Origin of the sequence: Streptomyces sp. Tue6028 (genome assembly GCF_002300165.1) — a bacterium.
Taxonomy (GTDB): Bacteria; Actinomycetota; Actinomycetes; order Streptomycetales; family Streptomycetaceae; genus Streptomyces; species Streptomyces siamensis.
Genome location: NZ_MLCE01000023.1, coordinates 276,752 through 299,577, shown reverse-complemented (window position 1 = coordinate 299,577; position 22,826 = coordinate 276,752). Strand labels below are relative to the sequence as shown.

Here is a 22,826-nt window from a genome sequence, read left to right as displayed (position 1 = left end):
TGACAGTTTAACGCCGTTAAGCGCATGCTGCCGCCATGGAACTTAACAGCGTTAAGGAGACGGTCGTGGACAAGGACGCACGCGTCGGCACGGACGTACTCGTCGTGGGGGCCGGCCCCACCGGACTCGCCCTCGCCGTCGACCTCACCCGGCGCGGCGTGCCGGCACTCGTGGCGGAACGCTCCACCGCGCTCTTCCCGGGCTCGCGCGGCAAGGGACTCCAGCCCCGCACCCTGGAGGTCCTCGACGACCTCGGCGTGCACGACGCGATCCAGCGGGCGGGCGGCCCCTATCCGGTCGGGATGATCTGGCGCGACGGCCAACGGCAGGCCGAGCACCGGATGTTCGACGAGAGCCCCGCGAGCGAGACCGCGCCGTACGGCACGCCGTGGATGGTGCCCCAGTGGCGCACGCAGGAGATCCTCTTCACTCGGCTGGAGGAACTGGGCGGCGAGGTCACCTTCGGGCGGGAGCTCGTCTCGCTCACCCAGGACGCGGACGGGGTGACCGCCCGCTTCGCCGCCGGCCCGCCCGTCCGCGCGCGGTACGCGGTCGCCGCCGACGGAGGCCGATCCGCGGTGCGGCGCGCGCTGGGGATCGGCATGGCGGGCGAGACCGTGGACCCGAGTCCGACCCTGGTGGCCGACGTCCGCGTCAGCGGGCTCGACCGCGACAACTGGCACGTCTTCCCACCGGCCGCGGAGGGCGGGGGATTCCTCGCGCTCTGCCCGCTCGCGGGCACCGACGACTTCCAGCTCACGGCCCAGTTCCCCGAGGGCACGGACGTCGACCTGTCCCCCGACGCCATCCGCAAGGTCGTCGCCGCCCGCACGCACCTGGCGCCCGACGCAGTGACCGAGGTCCGCTGGGCCTCGGACTTCCGCCCGCGCACCGGCCTCGCCGAACGCTTCCGCGCGGGCCGCGTGTTCCTCGCCGGGGACGCCGCGCACATCCACTCCCCCGCCGGCGGACAGGGCCTCAACACCAGCATCCAGGACGCGTACAACCTGGGCTGGAAGCTCGGCGCGGTGCTGCGCGACGGGGCGCCCGACGCACTCCTCGACTCGTACGAGGAGGAACGGCTGCCCAACGCCGCCGACATGCTCGGCCTGTCCACACGGGTCCACCGCGGCGAGGTCCGGCGCGGGGCGGCCACCCAGCAGCTCGGGCTCGGCTACCGCGACCGCACGCTCGCGGTGGAGACCCGCACGGGCCTCACCGAGGACGCGCTGCACGCCGGCGACCGCGCCCCCGACGGCATCTGCGACGGCCTACGCCTCTTCGACGCCTTCCAGGGGCCGCGGTGGACGCTGCTGGCGGTCGGCACGGACGCGGACCTGCCGCACCTCTCCGGCGTCCGCACCGTCCGGATCGCGGACCACGACGCCTACGGGCGCGGCCTGTTCCTCGTCCGCCCGGACGGTTACGTCGGCTGGGCGGGCACCTCGGCGGACGGCCTCGCGCCGTACGCGGCCGGCGTGGGCCTGCGGTGAGCGGACCGTCAGCCGGCCGTCTGGCGGAGCGTCAGGCGCTGGCGAGCGTGAGCTTGACGGCGAAGCCGAGGAAGAGGGCGCCCGCGGCTGTCGTGGCACCCGCGGACAGCCGCTTGCGCCTGCGGAAGGCCGACGCCAGCCGGGTGCCGCTGAAGATCAGCGCCGTGAGGTAGAGGAAGCTGGCGAGCTGCGCGAAGGCGCCGAGGACCACGAACGACAGGGCGGGGTGGGCGTAGCCCGGGTCCACGAACTGCACGAAGAAGGCGACGAAGAACAGGATCGCCTTCGGGTTGAACAGGCTGATCACGAACGCGCGCCGGTACGGCCGTTCCCCGGCGGCCTCCACGGCCTCGCCGGACTCCACGACCCGCTCGCGCCGGGTCCGCCACATCCCCCGGGCGGCCCGCAGCATCCCGACCGCCAGCCACGTCAGATAGCCGGCGCCCGCGTACTTCACGATCCCGAACAGCACGGCGTTCGCCTGCAGCAGCGACGCGACGCCCGCCGCCGACAGCGTCATCAGCACGGTGTCCCCGCACCACACGCCCGCGGCGGCGGTGTAACCGGCGCGGACGCCCCGGCGGGCCGCGACCGAGAGCACGTACAGCGAGTTCGGACCCGGCAGCAGCACGATCAGCACGAGGCCCGCCAGATAGGTGGGCAGATCAATGACACCAAGCATGAGGTGGAGTGTCGCACGCGCGCACGACACTCCACCCACGGGTTTCGCCCGGTGAGACAGGGCCGGTCCGGGCGTGGACCGCGTGCCGGCTCAGAAGGCGTCGGACGGCACGTACGTGCCCCAGACCTCGCGCAGCGCGTTGCAGACCTCGCCGACCGTGGCGCGGGCGCGGAGGGCGTCCTTCATCGGGTAGAGGACGTTGTCCGTGCCCTCGGCCGCCTTCTTGAGGTCGGCGAGGGCGGTGTCCACCGCGGCCTGGTCGCGCTCGGCGCGCAGCTTGGCGAGGCGCTCGGCCTGCTGGGCCTCGATCGCCGGGTCGACGCGGAGCGGCTCGTAGGGCTCCTCGACGTCGATCGTGTAGCGGTTGACGCCGACGACGACCCGCTCGCCCGAGTCGGTCTCCTGGGCGATCCGGTACGCCGAGCGCTCGATCTCGCTCTTCTGGAAGCCGTGCTCGATGGCGTTGACCGCGCCGCCCAGGTCCTCGACCTTGCCCATGAGTTCGACGGCCGCCGCCTCGACCTCGTCGGTCATCTTCTCGATGACGTACGAGCCCGCGAAGGGGTCCACGGTGGCGGTGACGTCCGTCTCGTAGGCCAGCACCTGCTGGGTGCGCAGCGCCAGGCGCGCGGACTTGTCGGTGGGGAGCGCGATCGCCTCGTCGAAGGAGTTGGTGTGCAGGGACTGCGTGCCGCCGAGGACGGCGGCCAGCCCCTGGACGGCGACGCGGACCAGGTTCACCTCCGGCTGCTGCGCGGTCAGCTGTACACCGGCGGTCTGCGTGTGGAAGCGCAGCATGAGGGACTTCGGGTTCTTGGCGCCGAACTCGTCCCGCATGACCCGGGCCCAGATCCTGCGCGCGGCACGGAACTTGGCGACCTCTTCGAGGATCGTCGTGCGGGCGACGAAGAAGAAGGAGAGGCGGGGGGCGAAGTCGTCCACGTCCATGCCGGCGGCGACCGCCGTGCGGACGTACTCGATGCCGTCAGCGAGCGTGAACGCGATCTCCTGCGCGGGCGAGGCACCCGCCTCCGCCATGTGGTAGCCCGAGATCGAGATGGTGTTCCACTTCGGGATCTCGGCCTTGCAGTACTTGAAGATGTCCGCGATCAGACGCAGCGAGGGCTTCGGCGGGAAGATGTACGTGCCCCGCGCGATGTACTCCTTGAGCACGTCGTTCTGGATCGTGCCCGTCAGCTGGTCGGCCGGCACGCCCTGCTCCTCGCCGACCAGCTGGTACATGAGCAGGAGCAGCGACGCGGGCGCGTTGATGGTCATCGACGTGGAGACCTTGTCGAGCGGGATCCCGCCGAACAGCACGCGCATGTCGTCGATCGAGTCGATGGCGACGCCGACCTTGCCGACCTCACCGTGCGCGATGGCCGCGTCCGAGTCGTGGCCCATCTGGGTGGGCAGGTCGAAGGCGACCGACAGGCCCATGGTGCCGTTGGCGATCAGCTGCTTGTAGCGGGCGTTGGACTCCACGGCCGTGCCGAAGCCGGCGTACTGCCGCATCGTCCACGGGCGGCCGGTGTACATCGACGGATACACACCGCGGGTGAAGGGGTACGAACCCGGCGCGCCCAGCTTCTCGGACGGGTCCCAGCCCTCCAGAGTCTCCGGCCCGTACACCGGCTCGATGGGCAGACCGGACTCGGATTCGCGCGCCATGTGCTGTGCCTCCCGCTGAAGCTACTTACTAGTAGGACCCGACCCTCGCGACGGACTGTAGCGGCGGCCGTGCGCCCGGTGGAGTGCCCCACGCTGGGACCTTCCTCACAGACCGGTTCACGGACCTGTTCCGCGGTTCGTTTCGTTTCGTTTCCACTTCTCGCTCTCCACCATGCCGTCTAGTTCGCAACCGGTCACGCGCGGGGAGCATCTCAGGTGACACAACAGCGAAACGGGGGGTCCGAATGCGTACGACGGGCATGGGGAGATCGCTGGCCGCCCTCGCGGCCCTCATCGTGCTGAGCGGCTGCACGGCGCAGGCCGTGGACGCCCATGGGAAGCAGCCGCCGCCCGTGCGCGGCGACAGCGGCGGCCCGTCGGCGTCCGAGGACGGCAAGGAGAGCGGGAAGCCGAGCGGCAAGCCGGGCGCCACCGCCCCGAAGATCCTGTGGTCCCGGGGCGACAAGGGCCGCGACGTCCGCGAGCTCCAGGCCCGGCTGCACCAGGTCGCCTGGCTCATCACCCCGCCGACGGGGAGGTACGACTCCCCGACGGTGAAGGCGGTCGAGGGCTTCCAGGGCAAGCGGGGTCTGCCGCGCACCGGTGAGCTGGACACCGTCACCTGGCAGCGGTTGCGGAAGATGACGCACGCGCCGGCGTCCTGGGAGCTGTACCCGTACGGCGGTCAGCCGGCCGCGAAGCCGGATCCGCGCTGCATGACGGGCCGGGTGCTGTGCATCAGCAAGACGAGCCGGACGCTGCGCTGGATGGTCGACGGGAAGACCGTCTCGTCGATGGACGTGCGGTTCGGTTCGCAGTACACGCCGACCCGCGAGGGTGTGTTCAGCGTCTATTTCAAGTCGCGGTACCACGTGTCGACGATCTACCACACGGCCATGCCGTACGCGATGTTCTTCAGCGGGGGCCAGGCGGTCCACTACTCCTCGGACTTCGCGGCCCGCGGCTACTACGGCGCTTCGCACGGCTGCGTCAACGTCCGGGACGAGGGGAAGATCGCTTCCCTGTTCGCACAGGTCCGCAACGGCGACAAGGTCGTCGTGTACTGGTGAGCGCCGGGGCCCGGGAGAGGGTGTGGGGCGCGGGCGGGACCGGGGGAACGTGTCCCGCCCGCGCCAGGTGCACAGAGCCGTGGGTACGGGGGGAACCCCGGCTCCGTGCTACGGCCGATGACCAGTCGGCTCACCCATTACTGCGTCGCGGCGGCCGAAAACGTCACACCCGGGCCGAAGAAAGTTGAAAGAAGTACGAAACCGCAGGTCAGAGGCGGTGCCCTTGCGCCGGGTGCGGCAACGCCCCGAGGAACCGCGCACTGCGGCGGGGTGCGCGCGGCGCTTTCAGTGGGCGGTGAGGAGCGAGGTGAGGGCGCTCTGCGTCGCCGTCGGTGACGGCGACGACGGCGGTGACGTCCGCGGCAGCAGCGGGCTCAGCGCGGAGTACGAAGGTGACGGCGTGCCGATGACGCCGTTGTGGTGGCCGTCGCCGGGCAGTATGTGATGGCTGTCGCCGTCACCGCCCTGCTCGCCCTGGTCCCCCTGGTCCCCCCGGTCGTCACGGCCGGAGCCTTTGCCGTCGCCCTCGTCGCGGTCGGAGCGGTCGTCGAGCCGGTTCAGCAGGCCGGCGCAGTAGGTCTTCACCCGTCCGCTGCCGCCGGCCGCGTCCTCCAGGCCGCGCCTGCGTCCCGCGTCGAGGTCCTTGCCGGCCAGGATGTCGCGGCAGGACAGCCGCGTACGCCTCCACCACTCGCGCGTGCGGTCGGAGTCGTCCTTGCCCTTGGAGCCCGGCCGGGTTCCCGGGGTGGCGTCGTCGTCCGTGCGGTCGTCCGGCGAGGCCGGTCCGCGTCCGGAGGGGCCGTTCGTGGTGCCGTCGGGCGTCGGCGTCACGGAGCCGCCGGGAGTCGCCGGCGACGGCGAGACGAGCGGCTGTTCCGGTGTGCGGGCCGCGGTGACCGAGGCGGCCGGAGCGGGCTTGTCGTCACGGAACGGAGTCGGCAGGACGCCGGTCCCGGCCGCCACGGCGACCCCGCCGATCATCCCCGCGGCCAGCGCCGCGGCGAGCCCGACCCGCACGGGACGGCCCCAGCGAACCCCGCGGCGGCCCACACCGGGCCGCCCGATCCGTACGAGTCCGGCGTCCGCCGCATGCGCCCCGGGGCGGGCGAGGGCACGGCGGCCGAGCTGCACGGCCTCACCGTCCCCGCTGGTACGCGCCTTGCGGAAGGCGGCCAACGCGGCTTCCTCGCCCGGGAGTTCACTGCCGTTAGGCACGGTTCCCGGGGACAGCGTTCCGAGCGCGTCGGCGAGCCGCTCCGCCTGGGCCCGGGAGTCGGCGTCGACGGCTTCCAGCGGCTCACCGCGCAGCAATCGCTCCGCCGCTTCGCGGTTCAGCCACCTGTACTGCTCGTCGGCCATCACATGTCCTTCTGCGTCCGCGAACGCGTATGCGTCACACCCGCGGACGTCACCGCGCGTGTGCGCGATCCTCTTTGTGGGGGAACGGCACCGAGTCCGCCGCCGGTGTCCGCGTCGCCGGCGAGCAGTTCCGCGAGCCGCTTCAGGCCGCGGTGCGCCGCCGTGCGGACCGCGCCCGGGCGCTTGCCGAGGGTCTCCGCGGCGGACTTGGCGTCCAGGCCGACGACGACGCGCAGGACGACGGCCTCCGCCTGGTCCTGCGGGAGCTGGGCTATCAGCGAGAGGGTGCTGTCGGTGGCGAGGGCCTCGATGGCCTCGCCCGCCGTGTCGGACTCGGCGGCCCTGCCGGTCAGTTCGGTCTCGTCGCCGCCTATCGCGGGTCGCCGCCCGCGCATCCGTACGTGGTCGAGCGCCCGGTTGCGGGCGATACGGGCGGCCCACCCGCGGAACCGGTCGGCATCGCCGCTGAACCGCTCCAGGTCGCGCGCGATCTGCAACCAGGCCTCGGACGTGACGTCTTCCGCGTCCGCCTCACCGACCAGCGTCCGTACATATCCGAGCAGCCGTGGGTGCACCGTGCGGTACACAGTCCGGAACGCGGTCTCGTCCCCGTCCTGTGCAGCAAGCACCGCGGCGGTCAGCTCCGCGTCGTCCCCCAGCACCGCGCCTCTCTTGCGCCTAAGCCGGCGCCGCTCTCGCGGGCCGGGTTCTCGCCGTCGTGGTCGTCGTTCGTCGGCCGCGGTTCCAGGACCGCGGTCGGCTGCGGCGGCCCGTCGTCCCCCGCACTCCGGCGCGAAAGGCACGTTACGGCGTGAAACCGCTGCTCGTCCATGTTCGTACAGCATGCAACTAAGTCGTGACGCAGAGAGGTGTGACACAAAACGCAGCCGCGGCGCTGTAGAGAGTACGGGCCGCCGCGCGGCCCGTGCCGCGCGACGGCCGGGGCCTCTCCTGTGGGGGGTGGCGGCCCCGGCCGTTGCCATCGGCCAAGGCGCCTGCGTGGTCACGGGGCGCCTCTTTTCGTCTTCGGGGCACGCCCGTTCACGCCCTCGCCGGGTCCGTCCACGTCGTCGGAGGGTCCGCCCGCGCCTGCGGAATGCCGGTCCGCGCCCGCGGCGCATGGCCGGATCGCGCCCTCGGGCCGTGCCGGTCGCCGGCCCGCGGCGGGTGGCCGGCGCTCGGTTGCGCCGACGCGCCGGGCGCGCCGCGTGAGCCGGTGCATCGCGTCGGCCACCCGGGCTTCGCGGGACGCGTGGACCTTGTGAGCGATCTGGCTCTGCGGACCGCGCGGGTCTGAACGGGACGCTTGCGAACGGTGCTACGGCTTGCCGTTGGACTTCGCCGGTTTCGTCGGCGACGCGGTCGCGGGCGAGGCCGGCCCCTGCGTGGCGCCCGGCTGCTTGGTGTTCCCGGTCCCGGCCCCGTTCCCGTTCCCGTTCCTGGGCGCGTCGGCCAACTGCTCGGCGCAGTACGCCGCGACCTTGTCCTCACCCCCGGCGGCGGTGACGAGACGCTGCCAGGCCGTCGAGTTCAGGGCCTTGCCCCGGTCCTTCACCGAGTCGTAGGCGCGGCAGTGGGCGACGGTGTCCTGGGCCTGCGTCGGGTGGGCGGACGCACGGCCCCGCCCGGAGGGGTCCGGGGTGGCAAGGGTGGGCGACTCCCCCGGGAGGGACTCGGCGGCGGGACGGTCCGGAACACTCCTCGACGGCCGCGCCGTGGCCCTGCCCTGGTCGTCGCCGTCCTCGTCCGACGCCGAGCCGATCGCCGCGACCGCGACCCCGCCCAGCGTCAGACTGGCCAGCAGTACGGCACACATGGCCTTCAGCGAACGGATCGCCCGCCGCTGCTCGCGCGGCCGCCAGTCGTCGCGGCGCCGGGTCCGCGCGGCCAGCGCGCCTTCGTCCCGGGCGGTACGGAAGGCGGCGACGGCACGGGCCTCGCTCTCGGCGTCGACGGTCTCCGCCCGCACGGCGGAGGCGAGGAGCTCACCGAGGTCGGGCCGGCCCGCTTCGCCCGGGTGCGCGACCCGACGGTCGGACGAGCCGCCGTGACCGTGTCGTTCACCCATGTCCGGATCCATCCCTGCCCGACACCTTCTTGGACTTCTTGCCGTTCATCCCGACTCCCCCAGCGTTCTGGGGCCTTCATCCGTCACACCACCGACGCCGAGCTGCTGGGCCAGACGTTTGAGGCCGCGGTGGGCCGCGGTGCGCACCGCGCCGGGCCGCTTGCCCAGGACCCGCGCGGCGGCCGGCCCGTCGAGTCCGACGACCACACGCAGGAGGACCGCCTCCGCCTGGTCGCGCGGCAGTCCTGCCACCATGCGCAGGGCGTCCTGCGTGGAGAGGGACTCCAGCGCCTGGTCGTGGGTGTTGTACGCGCCGGGCAGTTCGAGCAGGTCCTGTTCCAGGGCGGTCGCCCGCGGCCGCACCTTGAGCCGGCGCAGATGGTCCAGTGCGCGGTGTCGGGCGATGGTCGCGGTCCAGCCGCGGAAGCCCGCCCCGTCGCCCCGGAAGCGTCCGAGGTCCCGCGCGATCTCCAGCCAGGCGTCGGACGCCACGTCCTCCGCGTCGTCGCCGACGATCCCACGCAGGTATCCCAGCAGTCCGGGCTGCACGATCCGGTAGGCCGCGGCGAAGGCGACCTCGTCCCCCTCCTGCGCCCGCGCGACGGCCGCGCCCAGCTCCGCATCGCGTGCCTGCACGCGGCGGGGTTCCCCTCCTAGACCCAACACAGTCCTCGTTTTGTACCGAGATCGTCCGGATTCACGCCGTGCGACACGGTCGGCCGCGTGCACGCTTCCACGCCCCTCTGCGTCAGGCGGCACAGAAATGTCACAGCCTGTCAGGCACCTCACACGTCCCACGTCCCCCTGACGCCGCTCCTGCACGGTGGCCACGCCCCCTTCACCCGGACCGCCTGCCACCGCCGACCGCGGCCCTGACCTGCGGAACTCGCCCGTGCAGCTGGAGATAGAACGTCCGCACGGACTCCCGTTCCCCGACCTCGAACCGCTTGACGACCTTCCCCAGCGGATTCCAGACCCTCCCGTCGGGCATCCGCACACCGCAGGGCTGGCCGAACAGCTCGCGCTGCCCGGCGTCGAGCTCGACCCAGCGCGCCCCGGCCCGCCGCACCAGGACCTCGCCGGTGTAGGCGCCGATCCCGAACAGCACCTGCTGGACGGCGGCCCGATCGGAGCCGCCCTTGCGCAGTCCGTCCAGGATGAAGTCGACGACGCGCAGGCTGTTGACGGAGTAGTCCAGCGGCAGCCGGTTCCGCGCCGTGACCTGTCGCACGAACCGCTCCGCGTGCCGACGCATCCGCAACTCGGCCGGCCCCCGCTCCTCCATGGCTCCCGCTCCTCACTCCACCGCGCACGAGCGCGCCACTCCCCCGGTCACCAGACCAAGCGGAAGGCGCGCCGCGAACATCACGTGCGGCGACAGTGACAAAGGTCATGCGAGGAAAGTCCCGTCCTCATACAACTATTGGGCCGGCTCAAGCGTCCGAAGCCCTCGCGCCGACGGACCTCCCGGGCCGGACCTCCCGCGGGCCGTACCCGGCTGTCCCGGCTATTGCGTGGACCGGTCCTCTCCCGCCCCCCGCGGCAGCAGCTCCGCCCCGCTCAGGATCAGCATGTCCGCCACGAAGCAGGCGACCTCACCGTCGATGTCCCGGCCGATCCACACCGGATAGGCGCCGTCGCCCCGGCCGCTCGGGTAGGCGATCAGGTTGGTGCCGGTGGCCGCGTCGTCCACGACCGCGATGCCGTGGTCGTCCTCCGTCAGCACGCCCGCCACCTGGCCGTCCCAGAACCTGCGGCCGAGGTCCGCGGCCGTGCTCGCGTCGGCGAAGGCGCCGGTGCCGGCGTCGACGCCGAAGCCGTAGAACTGCCCGTCCCGCAGGAGTCGTTCGTCCTGTCCGGGGAGCAGCGCCAACTCCCATCGCACCGCCGGGCGTCCGGACACGAGGACGCGGGCGGCGGTGTACTCGTCGAGGATCAGCGTCCGTCCCTCGTGCTCGGCCGTGTACCCCGCGGAGGCGAGCTGCACCGGATAGTCGCCGGGCGCCACCGTCACCGTGAACCCGCCGTCCTGCTCGCACTCCCTGTACGTGGGGTCGCGGGCCACCAGCCGTCCGCTGGGCAGCCGCAGCGTCCCCGCCGGGATCGGGTCCCAGACGGTGTACTCGTGCCGGTCCGTCGAGAAGCGGGCGCCGGGCGTGAACAGCTCGTTCAGGTGCCGGGGCCGCATCCCCCGCGGCGCCCGCCAGTTCGGACCGCCGGACTCGCCGGTCCGGGCGACCTCCACCGCCTCCCGCAGTTCGCAGCCGGGCGCGTGATCGCTGCCGAGCGGCGCGAGCAGCCCCTTCCACTGTCCGAACTCCGGTACGGGGAACCATCGTTGTTCCTCGGGGACGTCCGCGGTCGTGTGCCGCGAGCCGCCCCTGTCGCCCTGCGGTTCGACGATCTGGGTCCCCCGCCCGTCCGGCCGCAGCTCGATCGTCACCCGCCCCGCGTCCGCCGCGAATTCCGGGCTCCCCTCGTCGGGGTACGCCCAGCCGCGCCGGCAGGCGAGGAAGAGCCGGTCCGCCGTGAGCCGCCGCAGGTCCACCTCCATGAACCGCCGCCCGTGCAGGTCGGACACCCAGATGCCGAGGTAGTGGTGCGACCAGTCCACGTGCGCGACGATCGCCCCGAGGCTGTCGGCCTGCCTCAACACCACCGCGTACGGCTCCCCCGCGGCGTCGCGGGCCGCGGCGGCCTCGGCACCGATCGGCCCGAGCACGGCCCCGCGCCCGAAGTCCCACCCCTCGCCGTACACGACATCGATGATCTCCGTGCCGTTCATCGGGCCGCTCTCCTCCACGCTCGCTCACACAGTCGGACACAGGATCCGGGGTCCTCGGCGCCGCTCTCCCGGCGCCCGGGGCTCCGGGAGAAAGTCATCGGCCGGCGTCGGCGGGCAGCGTCACCCTGCCCGTGAACACGCCGTGGTTGTCGGCCCGTACCTCCTGGCTCACCGTGATGTCTCCGCCGCGGTACGGGACGAGGAACGTGTACGCGTAGCGGTGCGAGACGAGCCGGTATCCGTGCGCCGCGTCCAGGTTCCATGTCTCGGTGAAACTCTTGAGCGTGATGCTGCCGTCGGACGCCGTCACCCCGGCGTCCCGCAGTTGGGCCAGCGTGGGCTCCATCTCGCGGACCGCCCGTTTCAGCGCGGGACGGCTGCGGGCCGCAGGCAACGACCAGCCGGCGGCGGAGACCTGGAGGCGCACGTCACGGCCGCCCGCGCCCGTCCGCTGCACCTTCGCGCTCTTCGCGTACGCGCCGAACGCCTCCAGCTCGGCCACGGGATCCTCGACGTCGTTGGCGATGTCGGGGTCGCTCAGCGGCCCCTGCTTCCACGCCTCGGCGCCCTCCTTGACGTAGCCGGCGCCGCCGACGACGTAGACCAGCTCGGGCTTGCGCACCTCCTTGCTGGTGGTGATCAGGCCGTTCTGCCGGAGCGCGGCGGGGGCCGTGGTGCGGTCGGCGGTCGCCGCGTACGTGGCGGTGGAGGGCCGCTGCCCCTGCATGAGGAGCGTCTCGCTGCCGCGCAGGGCGAACGTCCACCCCTTCTCGGCCGCCATGGCCTGGCGGGCCCTGGCGGTGAACTGTTCCGCGGTCCTCGGCTTCGGCGCCGGCCCGCGCCCGGCACCGGGGCGTGACGTGGCCGTCGGCCCGTCCGCGGCCCGCGTCGTCCGCGAAGAGGCGGTGCGCTCGCCCGCCGACTTCCGCTTGCCGCCGCCGTGCGGCGAGCATCCGGAGACGGCGACCGCGGTCGCGGTCGCCACCGACAGCACGGCGACCGTGCGCCGCTTTCCTGGGCGAAGACGTGTTCCGGGCAGCACGGAGTAACCCTTCGGCAGGGAGGGAGAGCTCGATTGCGGCCCGGTTATACAACAGCCGCCGACGCGACCGCGAGCGCCCGGGCATAACGGCACACATCGGAATCCCGGCCGCCGAATCCGGTGCGACGGGCCGTTCACCGCCGGGAGATGACGGACGAAGCCCCTGGTGCCGGCGGCGTGCGGCCGGTCAGCCGAACATGCCGGCGTAGGGATCCGGCTCGCCGGTCCAGGGATCCAGCCCCGCCTTCAGCAGACGCTGCTGCTCGCGCTCGGTCAGGAAGGTCACCGACCACCTTCCCCAGAGGGAGAGGTCGCCGAGGGGACAGTCGTCGAAGTCGGCTCGCAGCAGTCGCGAGAGGAACTCCACCATCCCGCAGTTGTAGCGGCCCCACTCGCCGTCGTCCCTGTTGTAGACCAGGACGGGCCAGGTGTCGGGGTCGTCGCCGGAGGCGTCCCAGCACAGGATGTCCGCGCTGGAGTCGGCCCCCCAGGCGATCAGCACGGGCGCCGGCCCGGCCCACTCCGGCGGCTTCCGGGCGCTCACCCATGCCTCTTCGGCGTTCGCCGTCTCGTGGAGCATGCCGCCGAACGCGGACGTCGGCCGGCCCCCTCCGGGTTCGGGTTCCTCGATCACCAGACAACTCTGGAGGGTCCCGGAGCCGTACCGCTCGACGAAATGCCGGTAGTCGCGGGGGAACTCCGTGCCCCAGGACTCGCTCATACGCGCCCAGTCGACCGACACGTCGGGTCCGGTCGGTGCCTGCACGAGCCCTTGGAGCCTCTCCCATTCGGACATATCAGCCATATCGGTCACCCTTTGCTCCTCCACGGACACCGGCCACAGCAGGACGATCTCGTCGATCCTGCCGTGCCGGCCGGGCAGGGCCGGGCGGTGGGGTGACGCAGGTCGCATCGCCTGTGGTGACGCTTTGCGATCGCTGTGCGCTGTGACTCATCGGACCACTCGTGTGACGGGTGGTGTTTCTGAGGACTTGTTTCCGAGAGATCTTTTCCAGGGGTGGGGCAGTTGAGTCGCAGGACTGGCCATGCGTACAAACCGCTGACTCTGAAGCGGAGGGCATGGCTGACGATCGGGGCCGTGGTACTGGGCGGCGCGGGCGTCGTCACCTATGCCGTAGCAAACCCGTCCGCACAGTCGGACGACCGTGCCGGAGCACGCAAGCCCGCCGTGCACACGGTCAAACTCAAGGACAAGGGCGCGGGCCGCAAGGGCCTCGGCAAGCAGGACACCGACCGCTTCAGCGCCGTACTGCTGACCTGGAGCGACCCGGACGCGAAGCCGAAGGGCACGCCCGAGGTGCGGTACCGGGAGCGGGAGTCCGGCAAGTGGTCGGGGTGGCAGAAGCTGCCTGACGACCCGTTCTCGGCCGACGGCGAGGAAGGCAGGAAGGCCGCGCAGCGCGGCGGCACGGCGTCCGTGTGGACCGGCGACGCGGACGGCGTCGAGGTCCGCGTGATCGGCGCCGACGGCACGGAGGCCGCTGGGCAGCCGGCGGGCATGGACGTGCGGCTGCTCGACCCGGGCACCGATCCGAAGCGGAGCACGGAGCCCGCGGCGTACACGCTCCCGGTGGAGGAGACCACGCCCGCGACGACCGACTCGCCGACCCCGGCCGACCCGGTGCCGACGACCACGGATCCCGCGACCCCGACGGACACGGCCTCCCCCACCGACACCGCCTCGCCGACCACCGAGCCGCCGAGCCCGTCGTCGACCGACACCGCCTCGCCGACGCCGTCGCCCACCGACACCGTCCCCGCGCCCCGCCCGTCGACGGTGGTCAAGCCGCCGGTCATCACCCAGGCGGAGTGGGGCGCGTCGACCGACTACGACGGAACGCCCGCGTACGGCACCGAGATCAAGGCGGCCGTGGTCCACCACACCGGTGTCGACAGCGACAACAAGCTCTCCTGCGGCGAGTCCCGCGCCCGGATGCGCACCATCCAGCAGGAGCACTTCTCGCGCGGCTACTTCGACATCGGCTACAACTTCGTCGTCGACAAGTGCGGTCAGATCTTCGAGGGCCGCAGCGGCGGCATGGACCTGCCCGTGATCGGCGCGCACGACATCGGCTTCAACACCAACACGGTCGGCATCTCGTACATAGGCAACTACGAGAACGCGAAGCCGACCCGCGCGGGCCTGGAGGCCATCTCCCGCATCGTCGCCTGGAAGTTCGGCATGTACGGCGTCGACCCCAACGGCAAGGTGACGCTGGTCTCCGGCAGCCCCAAGGGCCAGGACGGCAACCTCGTCGACAAGGGCACGTCGATCACGCTGCCGACGGTCTTCGGACACCGTGACACCAACGCCACCGCGTGCCCCGGCGCCAACCTCTATCCGAAGCTCGCCGAGATCCGCAGGTACGCCGCGAGCGCCGGCCGGAACTCCGCGATCCCGACGTCCGACTACAACCGTGACGGCGTCAACGACCTCGTCGCCGGTACGCCCAAGGCGTCGGGCGGCGTCGGCAGCCTCACCGTGGTGCCCGGCGGCCTGAACGGCCCGGTCCCGGCGTCGAAGGTGACGCTCACGCAGAACAGCGCGGGCGTCCCCGGCTCCTCCGAGGCGGGCGACAACTGGGGTGCCGCCACCGCGTGGGGCGACGTGAACGGCGACGGCTACGCGGACCTCGCGGTCGGCGCGCCCGGCGAGGACGACACGAGCGGCAACGCGGACCGCGGCTCGGTCACCGTGCTCTACGGTCCGGCCCTGAACACCGGCTTCTCGTACGCCACTTCCGGTGTGACCGCCGCCGGCGCCAAGCTCGGCTCGGCCGTCGCGGTCGGCGACTTCGACGCGAACGGCAAGGCGGACGTGTTCTCCGCGGGCACCGGCAAGGGCGGCAACTGGAACGCCCGCCTCACCGGCGGCGCCACCCAGACCGGCACCCTCACCACCTCGACGAGCGCGATCGCTTACGCCGACGCCGCCACCGGCGACTTCAACCGGGACGGCTACACGGACGTGGCCCTCAACTACCGTGACGCGGGCGGCATCGGCCGGGTCACCTGGTTCAAGGGCGGCGCGTCGGGCCTGACGAAGGTCTCCACGCTCAGCGTGAAGGGCGGCCGTTCCATCGCCGCCGGTGACGTGAACGGCAACGGCTACGACGACATCGTCATCGGCCAGCCCTACACCTCGGAGTCCGGCGCCGTCTCCGGCGGCCAGGTCACCATGGTCCCCGGCACCTCCACCGGCTTCACCACCACCGGCATGACGACGGTCCAGCAGGACACTGCGGGTGTGCCGGGCGCCAACGAGTCCGGTGACGCGCTCGGTTCGTCCGTGTCCGTCGGCGACTACAACCTCGACGGTTACGCGGACGTCCTCGCCGGCGCACCGAACGAGGACATCACGCGCTCGTCGGTCAACCGCTCCAACGCCGGCACCACCCTGCTGCTGAAGGGCACCTCGACGGGCCTGACCGGGTCCGGAGCGATCGCCGTGTCCCAGGACACCTCCGGGGTGCCCGGCTCCACCGAGACCGACGACAAGCTCGGCTCGGCCGTCTCGCTCGCCGACCTCTCCGGGTACGGCCGCACCGACCTGGTCCTCGGCACCGAGGGCGAGGACGGCGGCGACGGCATCCTGCTGTACGTGCCCAGCAACAGCACCGGCCTCGGTCTGACGCAGGCCACGGTGTACAGCAAGACCATGCTCGGCACTCCGGCGGGCGCCCACCTGGGGCAGACGCTGACGCCGTAGCGGCAGCGATCCCCGTCAGGGCCACGAGGGGGCCGTGCGACATACGGACGTATGTCGCACGGCCCCCTCTTCGTGTTCCCCGCGCCTCTGCCGGAATCCGCCGCGCCGAACGGGGCGGAACCCGCCAGGGGGTTTCGTTCGGATCAGCCCGGGTCCGCGACGCCCGAACGAAACCCCCTAGCCCACGGCCTCGCGGCACAGCAGCCGCAGCGAGCCGTCGCCCGCGTAGCAGCGGCGGGCCTCCTCGATCGGGTCCCACAGGCGCCCGTCGGGCGTGCGCAGCCAGTGGTCGCCGCCCGTCTCCCACCATTCGCCGCCCGTGCACCTGACGACGACCTCACCGGCGTACGCGCCGAATCCGCGCAGCGCCGTCTCGACGGCGGCGAACGGCGCGCCCTCCCGGCGTATCTCCTCGATCAGCCGGTCCACGCGCCACAGGCTCTGGGCCGAATAGTCGAGGCGCAGCCGGGCGCCCTCACGCATCGTCGCGACCGTGTCCGCCGCCCAGCGCACGGGCTTCGCCGCCGCCGGGGGCCTCGTTGCCCGAGTCGAGTCCACACTCATTGCGTTCACATTCCAAAGAGCGTGGTCGGGACCGGATTCGTCACGCGCCCGGTGGGTGTTCGCGACACCGGCTCAGGACCGCCATCTCCCTCGCCGGACAGTCACAGGAACCCCTCAGGCCAACGGGTTTGGACCTGCCGCGGCCACGCCGCGTCCGCCCGCGCCGGGACCGGCCCGAACCCTCCCGGACCGGTCCGCGCCGGCCGGCCCGTGCGCGTGCGCGTGCCTACGCCCTTCCCCGCGCCCTGCGCGACACCACCGCCCGCAGCACGCGCCGGCCCTCCGTGGACACGTCCAGGGCCGGACGCAGTCCTCCGGTGCCGTGGTCGGCGAGCAGTTCCAGGACGGTGACCTGGCGGCGCAGTTCGGCGGCGACGAGCGGCGACATGCCGTCCGTGCGGCCCTCGCGACGGGACGTCACGCACGACGCGCCGTCCTCGGCGGCGTCCAGCAGCCGGTGGATCTGCAGGGCCGCGACGGAACAGGCGTCGGCCCAGGGGCGCAGGTCTGCGGTGGAGCATTCGGCGGGTGCCGCGTCGAGCATGCGGCGGGCGAGCACGACGGCCTCGTCCTCGTCGGCCGCGGCCGGCTCGGGGGCGTCCGCGTCGAGTCTGGTGCGCGCCTCCTTCAGGCGGTCGCCCCATGCGTTCCCGTCCGCCAGGCTCGCCCACAACGGCCGCAGGATCTCGTCGTCGCCGCCCAGCAGAGGCACGCACCGATCCAAACAAGCCAGACCGCTCGCCGCCAGACCTCGCTCGTCGGCCTGAGCGATCAGTTCCACCAGGCTCATCACGCCTCCCTCGAAATGCCTCGACAGGGCGCCCTTGTCTCACGGAGCCCGCACTTCCCCTTACTGCGTGCGACGGTCCGGGAGTGTCACAGGGGCACCACACCGAGTCGGTCGAGGAACCGGAAGAAGAGGTTTTCGGCCAACGGGTCGGGTCCCGCGGTCAGCACGTCGAGCAGCGATTCCGCGGTGACCGCGTGACCGGCCTCGGCGGCCCAGGCGACGGCCCGCGCCGCGGCGTCGCCCGGTTCGAGGAAGTAGTCGTCGACGCCGAGCTCGTCCTCGCCGCCGCCCAGGTACCCGGCCATCGCCTCCCGCGCCAGGCAGGTGGTCCACGCGCCGCTCTCGGGGGCGGCGGCCTCGACGGCCACGCAGTCGCTGTCCATGACGTATCCGAAGAGAGCGGGCGCGCCGGTCTCCCGGGCGAGTGTGTTCATGTTCCCGACGTCCCCGTCACCGCCCGGGTACTCCCACACCTGCCAGCCTGCCGGCGCCTCCCCGCGCAGCACCATGCCGCGCGCCCCGGCCAGCGTGTCCAGCTCCGCGAGCGGTGCCTCGCTTCTGCCCACGACGTAGTAGCCCCAGTAGCCCATGCCGGTTCCCCCCGGTGTCTCGGTTCGGCGACTCGGGCCGAATACACCACAGGGGATGGGCAGTTGGCTACGGAAAGGGATGATTCGGTGCGGGTCAGGCCGCCGCGGCGACGAGCGGACCGCGCCGGGCCTTGTCGTCCTGCATACGGGTCAGACGCCGCACGAAGAGCACCGCGAGGACGGCGGCCACCACCCACAGAACTTCGGCGACTCCCAGCATGCCCATCGCCTCGCGCAGTTCGGCGGGCGTGTCGGCGCTGCGTACGGACCGGCTGGACAGCCGGTCGGTGAGCGCGGCGGCCACCCACGTGAGCCACCAGGAGTTGAGGAGGAGGTGCGACGACGAGGGCATCCGCGTCCCGTCCGCCAGGGACAGTGTCGGCAGCGGTGCGCTCGCGTCCCAGACGTCGGCGGCGACACGGCGCGGGAACCACAGGTTCACCACGGGAACGAACCAGCCCCAGACGGCCCAGCCGCGCCTCATCCGGTGCTCCTGCGGACCGAACACCTCCGCGTTGACCCGCACCCGGTGGAACCAGCAGACGAACACGACGGCGGTGGCGAGCTCCAGCACGAACTGGAGCCCGCCCGAGACGACGAGGAGCCGGTCCGCCCGGTCCACGTCGTCCTGGTCCACCGCCGTGAACGCCCCGGCGGCGATGTCGCTGACGAGCCCGTACGCCGAGAAGACCGAGTAGAGGGTGAAGAGTCCTGCGGCGGCCGACACGACGAGCATGACGACCGTGGCCTGGGCGAGACCGACGGGCGAGCGCAGGTGCGCGGCCGGCGGCTGCGAGCTGCCCGACCGCTGTGAGCCGGCGAACCGCCGTGCGCTGCCCGGCCGCTGGGGGGCGGCCGTCGCGACGATGCAGATGTCGCACAGGCCGTCCCCGGCCGTCGCTTCGAAGTGCCGACAATGCGTGCAGAGCATGGCTGAGGGACCCCCCACGGGTTCAGAAGACGGAGACCGGGCGGGTCCCTCCCCAGGACCTCGCGCACGGCATGCGGAACATACGGTTCGCCGTGCCCGGCCGTCCACCCCGTCGGGGGCCCGTGCTCAGCCCAGCCGGTTCGCGAGTGCCTTGAAGTCGGCCCAGGACAGCGCCGGTTTCCGGGGGTCCCACAGCTTCTGGACCGTCGCGCGCAGCGGCATGCGGATGCCGGCGGCGACCTGGTCCTGCGTCTGGGCGGTCGAGCGGTCGCACCAGACGGCGAAACTCCCGCCGAGGATCTGGGAGTCGTACTTCGCGGACACCGGCGTCGACCCGCGCAGGACGAGCGGGGTCCACTGCTCGTAGATGCGCTGCCCGGTCGGGTACACGAAGGTCTGCGGCTCGCCGAGGACGTAGTAGAGGTACTCGTCGTTGTAGTTGATGACCTTGCGGCCTTCGCTCAGGTACTCGACCGGCAGCCGGGCCCCGATCTCCTTGCCCGTCCAGTACGCCACCTGGAGATCGGCGTCCGCCTTGACCTGGCCGCCGCGGAAGAACCCGTCGTTCCACGCCCGTGCCGTCCGGTCGTGGCCGTGGACGACGGCGGCCCGGTCGTTGAGCCAGCCGGTCGCCAGATCGGCGACGCTCGCGCCGGGCCCGTACTTGGTGCGGGCGGCGGAGGCCAGCTGCGGGAAGGACGCCGCCGGGTTCGACACCGTCAGCGCCTGGTACTCGTCGCCGCCGAGGTGCCAGTACGGGCCGGGGAAGAGGTCCGCGTACTCGTTGAGCAGGTCGTCGACCAGGTTCGCCGCGGCGGGGTCGGAGATGTCGACGGCGCCCCGCGTGGCGACACCCGACACGTTGCGCAGCTGGAGGTCGGGGTGCGCGGCGATGACCGCGCCCAGGTGGCCCGGCGAGTCGATCTCGGGGACGACATTGATGTGCCGGCTCGCCGCGAGGTCGATGATCCTGCGGACCTCCGCCTTGCTGAGGTGCTCCTTCGAGACGATCTCGGGGTGCGTGTCCGACTCGATGCGGAAGCCCTGGTCGTCCGAGAAGTGCAGGCCGAGCTGATTGAACTTCAGGTCGCCCAGCTCACGGACCCGGTCCTCGATCCAGTCGGCCGTGAAGTGCTTGCGGGCGATGTCGAGCATGAACCCGCGCTGTTCCTTCGCGGGCCGGTCGTTCACGACCCCCTCCGGCGCGGTGCCGCCGCCGTGCACCTCCTGCTTGAGGGTGCGCGTGCCGTAGAAGACTCCAGCCTCGGCGGGGGCCGTGATGGTGACCCGGCGGTTCTTGACGGTCAGGGTGTACGACTCGGGGCCCGCGCTGCCGTGGTCGAGGCCGAGCTCCACGTCGCCGTCCTTGGCCGCGGTCCGCCCCGCGTACGTCAGCTTCAGCTCTCCCGCGATCAGCCGTCCCTCGTCGGCGAGTGCGTCGTCGTGCACCACCACGCGGGCCCCGGAGGCGGGACGCCATCCGGGCCCCCGGGCCGGGGTGTGCTCACGTACGGCGGGAATGGTCCGGGGCGCCTGCGACAGGGGGTACGACCGGGTGGGCGAGGGCTGCGCGCCGGGCGAGGTGCCCGACCGGGCGGCCGTCGACGTCCCGGCCCCTGTCGGCTCCCCGTCGCCTCCGGGCCAGAACGCGAAGGCCGCGGCGACGGCGCCCGCCACGACCACGGCCGCGCCGCCCACGACGGCGCCCGTGCGCCGGGCCCGCCGCTCCGGCGCCCGCCGCCTGCGGCCGGTCACAGCTCACCTCCCGTGCCCGCGCCCCCGCTTCGGCAGGGACCGGCGGCGTCCGGCGCGCACCGGGAGCCGCCGGGCGCAGGCGCCGCGTGCCCTCGCAGGGCGATCCCGGGTGCCGCGTGCGCTCGCGGGGCGAGCCGCGAAGCCGCTCGGGGCGCACGGTCGATCCCTGGTGCCGCGTGCGCTCGCGGGGCGAGCCGCGAAGCCGCTCGGGGCGCACGGTCGATCCCTGGTGCCGCGTGTCCTCGCGGGGCGGTCCATGGTGCGGCTTGCGCCGTTCGGACGAACTGTGGGGCCGTCGGATCACGCCGGGCGTGGCGCGGCGGCCGCGGAGGTATCGAGGAGACCTCCGGCCCTCCGGGCGCTCCCCACATACCCCTGCGAACGTTCCGCATCACGCTGCCCTCACTTCGCCACCGAGGTCCACTGCACAGCGAACCTAAGCCCAGAGCCCGCATCATCCGTCCACCGCACATTCCGAAACTCTCCCGTGCGGGTGAAATTCGGGCATCCATCGGACAGCTTCCAGCACACCTCGATAGCGTGAGTGGCACAACTTTCACTCCTTCCCCTGCCGAAACACGCGTGACGCCCACGACGTCACGGCCCGGACCTTCTCTCCCACCGCCGAGGACCTACGCTGCCGTCGCACCGTCACCCACGCCTCCCCGGCCAGGTCGCCCTCCCCGAGCAGAAGAGCGCGGCACCGTCCCCGGGCCGCCTCGCACGGTTCAACGCCGCGCCCGCCGACGTGGTCACCCGTGCCCTGCTCGCCTGCTGCGGCAGCCTGCGCTGGGCCCAGCGCCTGGCCGACCACCGGCCCTACCCGGACCTGGGCGCGCTGCTCGCCGCGGCCGACGAGGCGGCGTACGACCTGACCCCCGCCGACCTCGCCGAGGCGCTGGCCGGCGAGTCGCTCACCCTGCTCCCGGACGGCGCGTACTCCGCCGCGCACACCGCACTGAGCGCCGCGCACGCCGCGTACGAGAGCCGATTCGGTCACGTGTTCGTCATCTGCCTGGACGGCTTCGGGCCGGAGGAGGCCCTCGACCAGGTGCTGGCCGGAATCCGGGCCCGCCTGGCGAACGAGCCCGAGGAGGAGCGCGTCCTGACGGCCGAGGAGCTCAGGCGACTCGCCCGGGGACGCATCTCCCGGCTTGTACGTACGTTCGACGATTCGTCGGGATCTCATCCGGAAACGGCGGAATCGAAGGATTCGGGCCACCCGGATAGCCCGTACGTGCCTGTTTGATTGCCTGTTTGATCACACCAGCGGGGCCGCTGTAAGCGTTCCGACAAGTCGTCGCTACGATGGCCGGGGCCGGTGGACCGTACCCGGCCGGGCCCGACCGACACAGAAGCCGGCGCGGCCCCAATCCCCGCTCCCGGAGGGTTCTTCCGTGCCGGCTGGAACGCTGTACCGCGGCCGGGAAGGAATGTGGTCCTGGGTGGCTCACCGAGTCACCGGCGTCCTCATCTTCTTCTTCCTGTTCGTACACGTGCTGGACACCGCTCTCGTCCGTGTCTCCCCCGAGGACTACGACAAGGTCGTGTCCACGTACAAGACGCCGATCGTCGCGCTGCTGGAGTACGGCCTCGTCGCCGCCATCCTCTTCCACGCGCTCAACGGCCTGCGCGTCATCGCCGTCGACTTCTGGTCGAAGGGACCGCGCTACCAGAAGCAGATGCTCTGGTCCGTCGTCGGTATCTGGATCGTGCTGATGGCCGGGGCGCTCTACCCCGTCCTCGGTCACGCATTCCGCGAAGTCTTCGGGAGCTGACGCAGATGTCCACTACTGACACCGCCGCTTCCGGCATCGGCCCCGTCGAGGGCGCGGGCGCGTTCTCGGCGTACAGCGTCGACAACCCTGCCCCGGTCATCGAGGCCCCCCGCAAGCGCACCAAGAAGACCCCGAAGTCGACCCGCGGCAATTTCGAGATGTACGGCTGGCTGTTCATGCGCCTGTCCGGCATCGTCCTGGTCGTCCTGGTCATCGGCCACCTGCTCATCCAGCTCGTCCTCGACGGCGGCGTCTCCAAGGTCGGCTTCGCCTTCGTGGCCGGCCGCTGGGCCAACCCGTGGTGGCAGGTCTGGGACCTCGCGATGCTGTGGCTCGCCATGCTGCACGGCGCCAACGGCCTGCGTACCGTCATCAACGACTACGCGGAGCGCGCCAACACGCGCCTTTGGCTGAAGGGCCTGCTGTACACCGCCACGGTGTTCACGATCCTGCTGGGCACGCTGGTGATCTTCACCTTCGACCCGAACATCCGCTAGGCACGGGGCTGAGGCAACCAC

The 22,826-nt window shown here is 72.2% G+C and carries 21 protein-coding genes; 6 read left to right on the top strand and 15 right to left on the bottom strand.

The window, feature by feature from the left end; all coding sequences use genetic code 11:
* The first annotated feature begins 35 nt into the window (after positions 1 to 35).
* Positions 36 to 1,493, top strand: a complete 1,458-nt coding sequence (locus tag BKI49_RS23290; protein ID WP_095936200.1) for an FAD-dependent oxidoreductase — start codon at positions 36 to 38, stop codon at positions 1,491 to 1,493.
* 31 nt (positions 1,494 to 1,524) lie between these two features.
* Here BKI49_RS23290 and leuE read toward each other — a convergent pair whose 3' ends face one another.
* Both leuE and BKI49_RS23280 read right to left on the bottom strand, forming a co-directional pair.
* Entirely contained in the window at positions 1,525 to 2,175 is a 651-nt protein-coding gene (gene leuE / locus BKI49_RS23285) for a leucine efflux protein LeuE (RefSeq protein ID WP_095936199.1), read from the bottom strand.
* Between the two features lie 90 nt (positions 2,176 to 2,265).
* Entirely contained in the window at positions 2,266 to 3,846 is a 1,581-nt protein-coding gene (locus BKI49_RS23280) for an acyl-CoA mutase large subunit family protein (protein WP_095936198.1), read from the bottom strand.
* Positions 3,847 to 4,091: 245 nt separating this feature from the next.
* Here BKI49_RS23280 and BKI49_RS23275 point away from each other — a divergent pair, with 245 nt between their 5' ends.
* Positions 4,092 to 4,916: a L,D-transpeptidase family protein gene (locus tag BKI49_RS23275; RefSeq protein WP_095936197.1), complete on the top strand. Its 825-nt coding sequence runs from the start codon at positions 4,092 to 4,094 to the stop codon at positions 4,914 to 4,916.
* A gap of 285 nt (positions 4,917 to 5,201) precedes the next feature.
* Here the strand turns inward: BKI49_RS23275 and BKI49_RS23270 are convergent, their stop codons facing one another.
* The 8 genes from BKI49_RS23270 to BKI49_RS23235 form a co-directional block, all read right to left on the bottom strand.
* Positions 5,202 to 6,275 carry a hypothetical protein gene (locus BKI49_RS23270; RefSeq protein ID WP_095936196.1) on the bottom strand — a complete coding sequence of 358 codons (1,074 nt, stop codon included), beginning with the start codon at positions 6,273 to 6,275 and terminating at the stop codon, positions 5,202 to 5,204.
* Positions 6,275 to 6,937, bottom strand: coding sequence for an RNA polymerase sigma factor (locus tag BKI49_RS23265; protein WP_095936195.1), 663 nt, complete (start codon positions 6,935 to 6,937; stop codon positions 6,275 to 6,277). Before BKI49_RS23265 ends, BKI49_RS23270 begins: the two co-directional genes overlap by 1 nt.
* Positions 6,938 to 7,593: 656 nt before the next feature.
* Positions 7,594 to 8,343, bottom strand: coding sequence for a hypothetical protein (locus BKI49_RS23260; protein ID WP_143658504.1), 750 nt, complete (start codon positions 8,341 to 8,343; stop codon positions 7,594 to 7,596).
* A gap of 45 nt (positions 8,344 to 8,388) precedes the next feature.
* Positions 8,389 to 9,006, bottom strand: coding sequence for an RNA polymerase sigma factor (locus BKI49_RS23255; protein ID WP_095936193.1), 618 nt, complete (start codon positions 9,004 to 9,006; stop codon positions 8,389 to 8,391).
* Positions 9,007 to 9,181: 175 nt separating this feature from the next.
* A complete protein-coding gene (locus BKI49_RS23250; protein WP_257004920.1) occupies positions 9,182 to 9,628 on the bottom strand; it encodes a hypothetical protein in 447 nt (148 codons plus the stop codon).
* Positions 9,629 to 9,850: 222 nt separating this feature from the next.
* Positions 9,851 to 11,128, bottom strand: coding sequence for a DUF4241 domain-containing protein (locus BKI49_RS23245; RefSeq protein WP_095936192.1), 1,278 nt, complete (start codon positions 11,126 to 11,128; stop codon positions 9,851 to 9,853).
* A 94-nt stretch (positions 11,129 to 11,222) separates the two neighbouring features.
* The gene (locus BKI49_RS23240) at positions 11,223 to 12,170 is read right to left on the bottom strand and encodes a hypothetical protein (RefSeq protein WP_143658502.1); all 948 of its coding nucleotides are present in this window, start codon (positions 12,168 to 12,170) and stop codon (positions 11,223 to 11,225) included.
* 187 nt (positions 12,171 to 12,357) lie between these two features.
* Positions 12,358 to 12,975, bottom strand: coding sequence for an SMI1/KNR4 family protein (locus tag BKI49_RS23235; RefSeq protein ID WP_179332539.1), 618 nt, complete (start codon positions 12,973 to 12,975; stop codon positions 12,358 to 12,360).
* A 294-nt stretch (positions 12,976 to 13,269) separates the two neighbouring features.
* On the opposite strand from BKI49_RS23235, the gene BKI49_RS23230 reads away from it, so the two are divergent.
* Positions 13,270 to 15,900 (top strand): FG-GAP-like repeat-containing protein, encoded by a 2,631-nt coding sequence (locus tag BKI49_RS23230; RefSeq protein WP_257004919.1) that lies wholly within the window; start codon positions 13,270 to 13,272, stop codon positions 15,898 to 15,900.
* 177 nt (positions 15,901 to 16,077) lie between these two features.
* Here the strand turns inward: BKI49_RS23230 and BKI49_RS23225 are convergent, their stop codons facing one another.
* The 5 genes from BKI49_RS23225 to BKI49_RS23205 form a co-directional block, all read right to left on the bottom strand.
* The gene (locus BKI49_RS23225; RefSeq protein WP_078629248.1) at positions 16,078 to 16,464 is read right to left on the bottom strand and encodes a hypothetical protein; all 387 of its coding nucleotides are present in this window, start codon (positions 16,462 to 16,464) and stop codon (positions 16,078 to 16,080) included.
* Between the two features lie 226 nt (positions 16,465 to 16,690).
* Positions 16,691 to 17,254, bottom strand: coding sequence for a hypothetical protein (locus BKI49_RS23220; RefSeq protein ID WP_095936189.1), 564 nt, complete (start codon positions 17,252 to 17,254; stop codon positions 16,691 to 16,693).
* Positions 17,255 to 17,340: 86 nt separating this feature from the next.
* Positions 17,341 to 17,844, bottom strand: a complete 504-nt coding sequence (locus tag BKI49_RS23215) for a hypothetical protein (protein WP_095936188.1) — start codon at positions 17,842 to 17,844, stop codon at positions 17,341 to 17,343.
* A gap of 94 nt (positions 17,845 to 17,938) precedes the next feature.
* Complete coding sequence (locus BKI49_RS23210) at positions 17,939 to 18,775, bottom strand: DUF4328 domain-containing protein (RefSeq protein WP_095936187.1); 837 nt, start codon at positions 18,773 to 18,775, stop codon at positions 17,939 to 17,941.
* 126 nt (positions 18,776 to 18,901) lie between these two features.
* Entirely contained in the window at positions 18,902 to 20,473 is a 1,572-nt protein-coding gene (locus tag BKI49_RS23205) for a beta-N-acetylhexosaminidase (RefSeq protein WP_373557581.1), read from the bottom strand.
* Positions 20,474 to 21,167: 694 nt separating this feature from the next.
* On the opposite strand from BKI49_RS23205, the gene BKI49_RS23200 reads away from it, so the two are divergent.
* The 3 genes from BKI49_RS23200 to BKI49_RS23190 all read left to right on the top strand — a co-directional run bounded on the left by BKI49_RS23200 (position 21,168) and on the right by BKI49_RS23190 (position 22,805).
* Positions 21,168 to 21,779: a 2-oxo-4-hydroxy-4-carboxy-5-ureidoimidazoline decarboxylase gene (locus BKI49_RS23200; RefSeq protein WP_095936185.1), complete on the top strand. Its 612-nt coding sequence runs from the start codon at positions 21,168 to 21,170 to the stop codon at positions 21,777 to 21,779.
* A 148-nt stretch (positions 21,780 to 21,927) separates the two neighbouring features.
* The gene (sdhC, locus tag BKI49_RS23195; protein WP_078629246.1) at positions 21,928 to 22,308 is read left to right on the top strand and encodes a succinate dehydrogenase, cytochrome b556 subunit; all 381 of its coding nucleotides are present in this window, start codon (positions 21,928 to 21,930) and stop codon (positions 22,306 to 22,308) included.
* A 5-nt stretch (positions 22,309 to 22,313) separates the two neighbouring features.
* Positions 22,314 to 22,805 (top strand): succinate dehydrogenase hydrophobic membrane anchor subunit, encoded by a 492-nt coding sequence (locus BKI49_RS23190; protein ID WP_095936184.1) that lies wholly within the window; start codon positions 22,314 to 22,316, stop codon positions 22,803 to 22,805.
* Positions 22,806 to 22,826 lie beyond the last annotated feature (21 nt).

What these genes read in the sequence shown, in the direction of transcription:
- BKI49_RS23225 (WP_078629248.1), bottom strand. Translation starts at nt 16,464, where the DNA reads ATGAGTGTGGACTCGACTCGGGCAACGAGGCCCCCGGCGGCGGCGAAG.
- BKI49_RS23235 (WP_179332539.1), bottom strand. Translation starts at nt 12,975, where the DNA reads ATGGCTGATATGTCCGAATGGGAGAGGCTCCAAGGGCTCGTGCAGGCA.
- BKI49_RS23210 (WP_095936187.1), bottom strand. Translation starts at nt 18,775, where the DNA reads ATGCTCTGCACGCATTGTCGGCACTTCGAAGCGACGGCCGGGGACGGC.
- BKI49_RS23290 (WP_095936200.1), top strand. Translation starts at nt 36, where the DNA reads ATGGAACTTAACAGCGTTAAGGAGACGGTCGTGGACAAGGACGCACGC.
- leuE (WP_095936199.1), bottom strand. Translation starts at nt 2,175, where the DNA reads ATGCTTGGTGTCATTGATCTGCCCACCTATCTGGCGGGCCTCGTGCTG.
- BKI49_RS23245 (WP_095936192.1), bottom strand. Translation starts at nt 11,128, where the DNA reads ATGAACGGCACGGAGATCATCGATGTCGTGTACGGCGAGGGGTGGGAC.
- BKI49_RS23270 (WP_095936196.1), bottom strand. Translation starts at nt 6,275, where the DNA reads ATGGCCGACGAGCAGTACAGGTGGCTGAACCGCGAAGCGGCGGAGCGA.
- BKI49_RS23190 (WP_095936184.1), top strand. Translation starts at nt 22,314, where the DNA reads ATGTCCACTACTGACACCGCCGCTTCCGGCATCGGCCCCGTCGAGGGC.
- BKI49_RS23260 (WP_143658504.1), bottom strand. Translation starts at nt 8,343, where the DNA reads ATGGGTGAACGACACGGTCACGGCGGCTCGTCCGACCGTCGGGTCGCG.
- BKI49_RS23220 (WP_095936189.1), bottom strand. Translation starts at nt 17,254, where the DNA reads ATGAGCCTGGTGGAACTGATCGCTCAGGCCGACGAGCGAGGTCTGGCG.
- BKI49_RS23280 (WP_095936198.1), bottom strand. Translation starts at nt 3,846, where the DNA reads ATGGCGCGCGAATCCGAGTCCGGTCTGCCCATCGAGCCGGTGTACGGG.
- BKI49_RS23275 (WP_095936197.1), top strand. Translation starts at nt 4,092, where the DNA reads ATGCGTACGACGGGCATGGGGAGATCGCTGGCCGCCCTCGCGGCCCTC.
- BKI49_RS23250 (WP_257004920.1), bottom strand. Translation starts at nt 9,628, where the DNA reads ATGGAGGAGCGGGGGCCGGCCGAGTTGCGGATGCGTCGGCACGCGGAG.
- BKI49_RS23215 (WP_095936188.1), bottom strand. Translation starts at nt 17,844, where the DNA reads ATGGGCTACTGGGGCTACTACGTCGTGGGCAGAAGCGAGGCACCGCTC.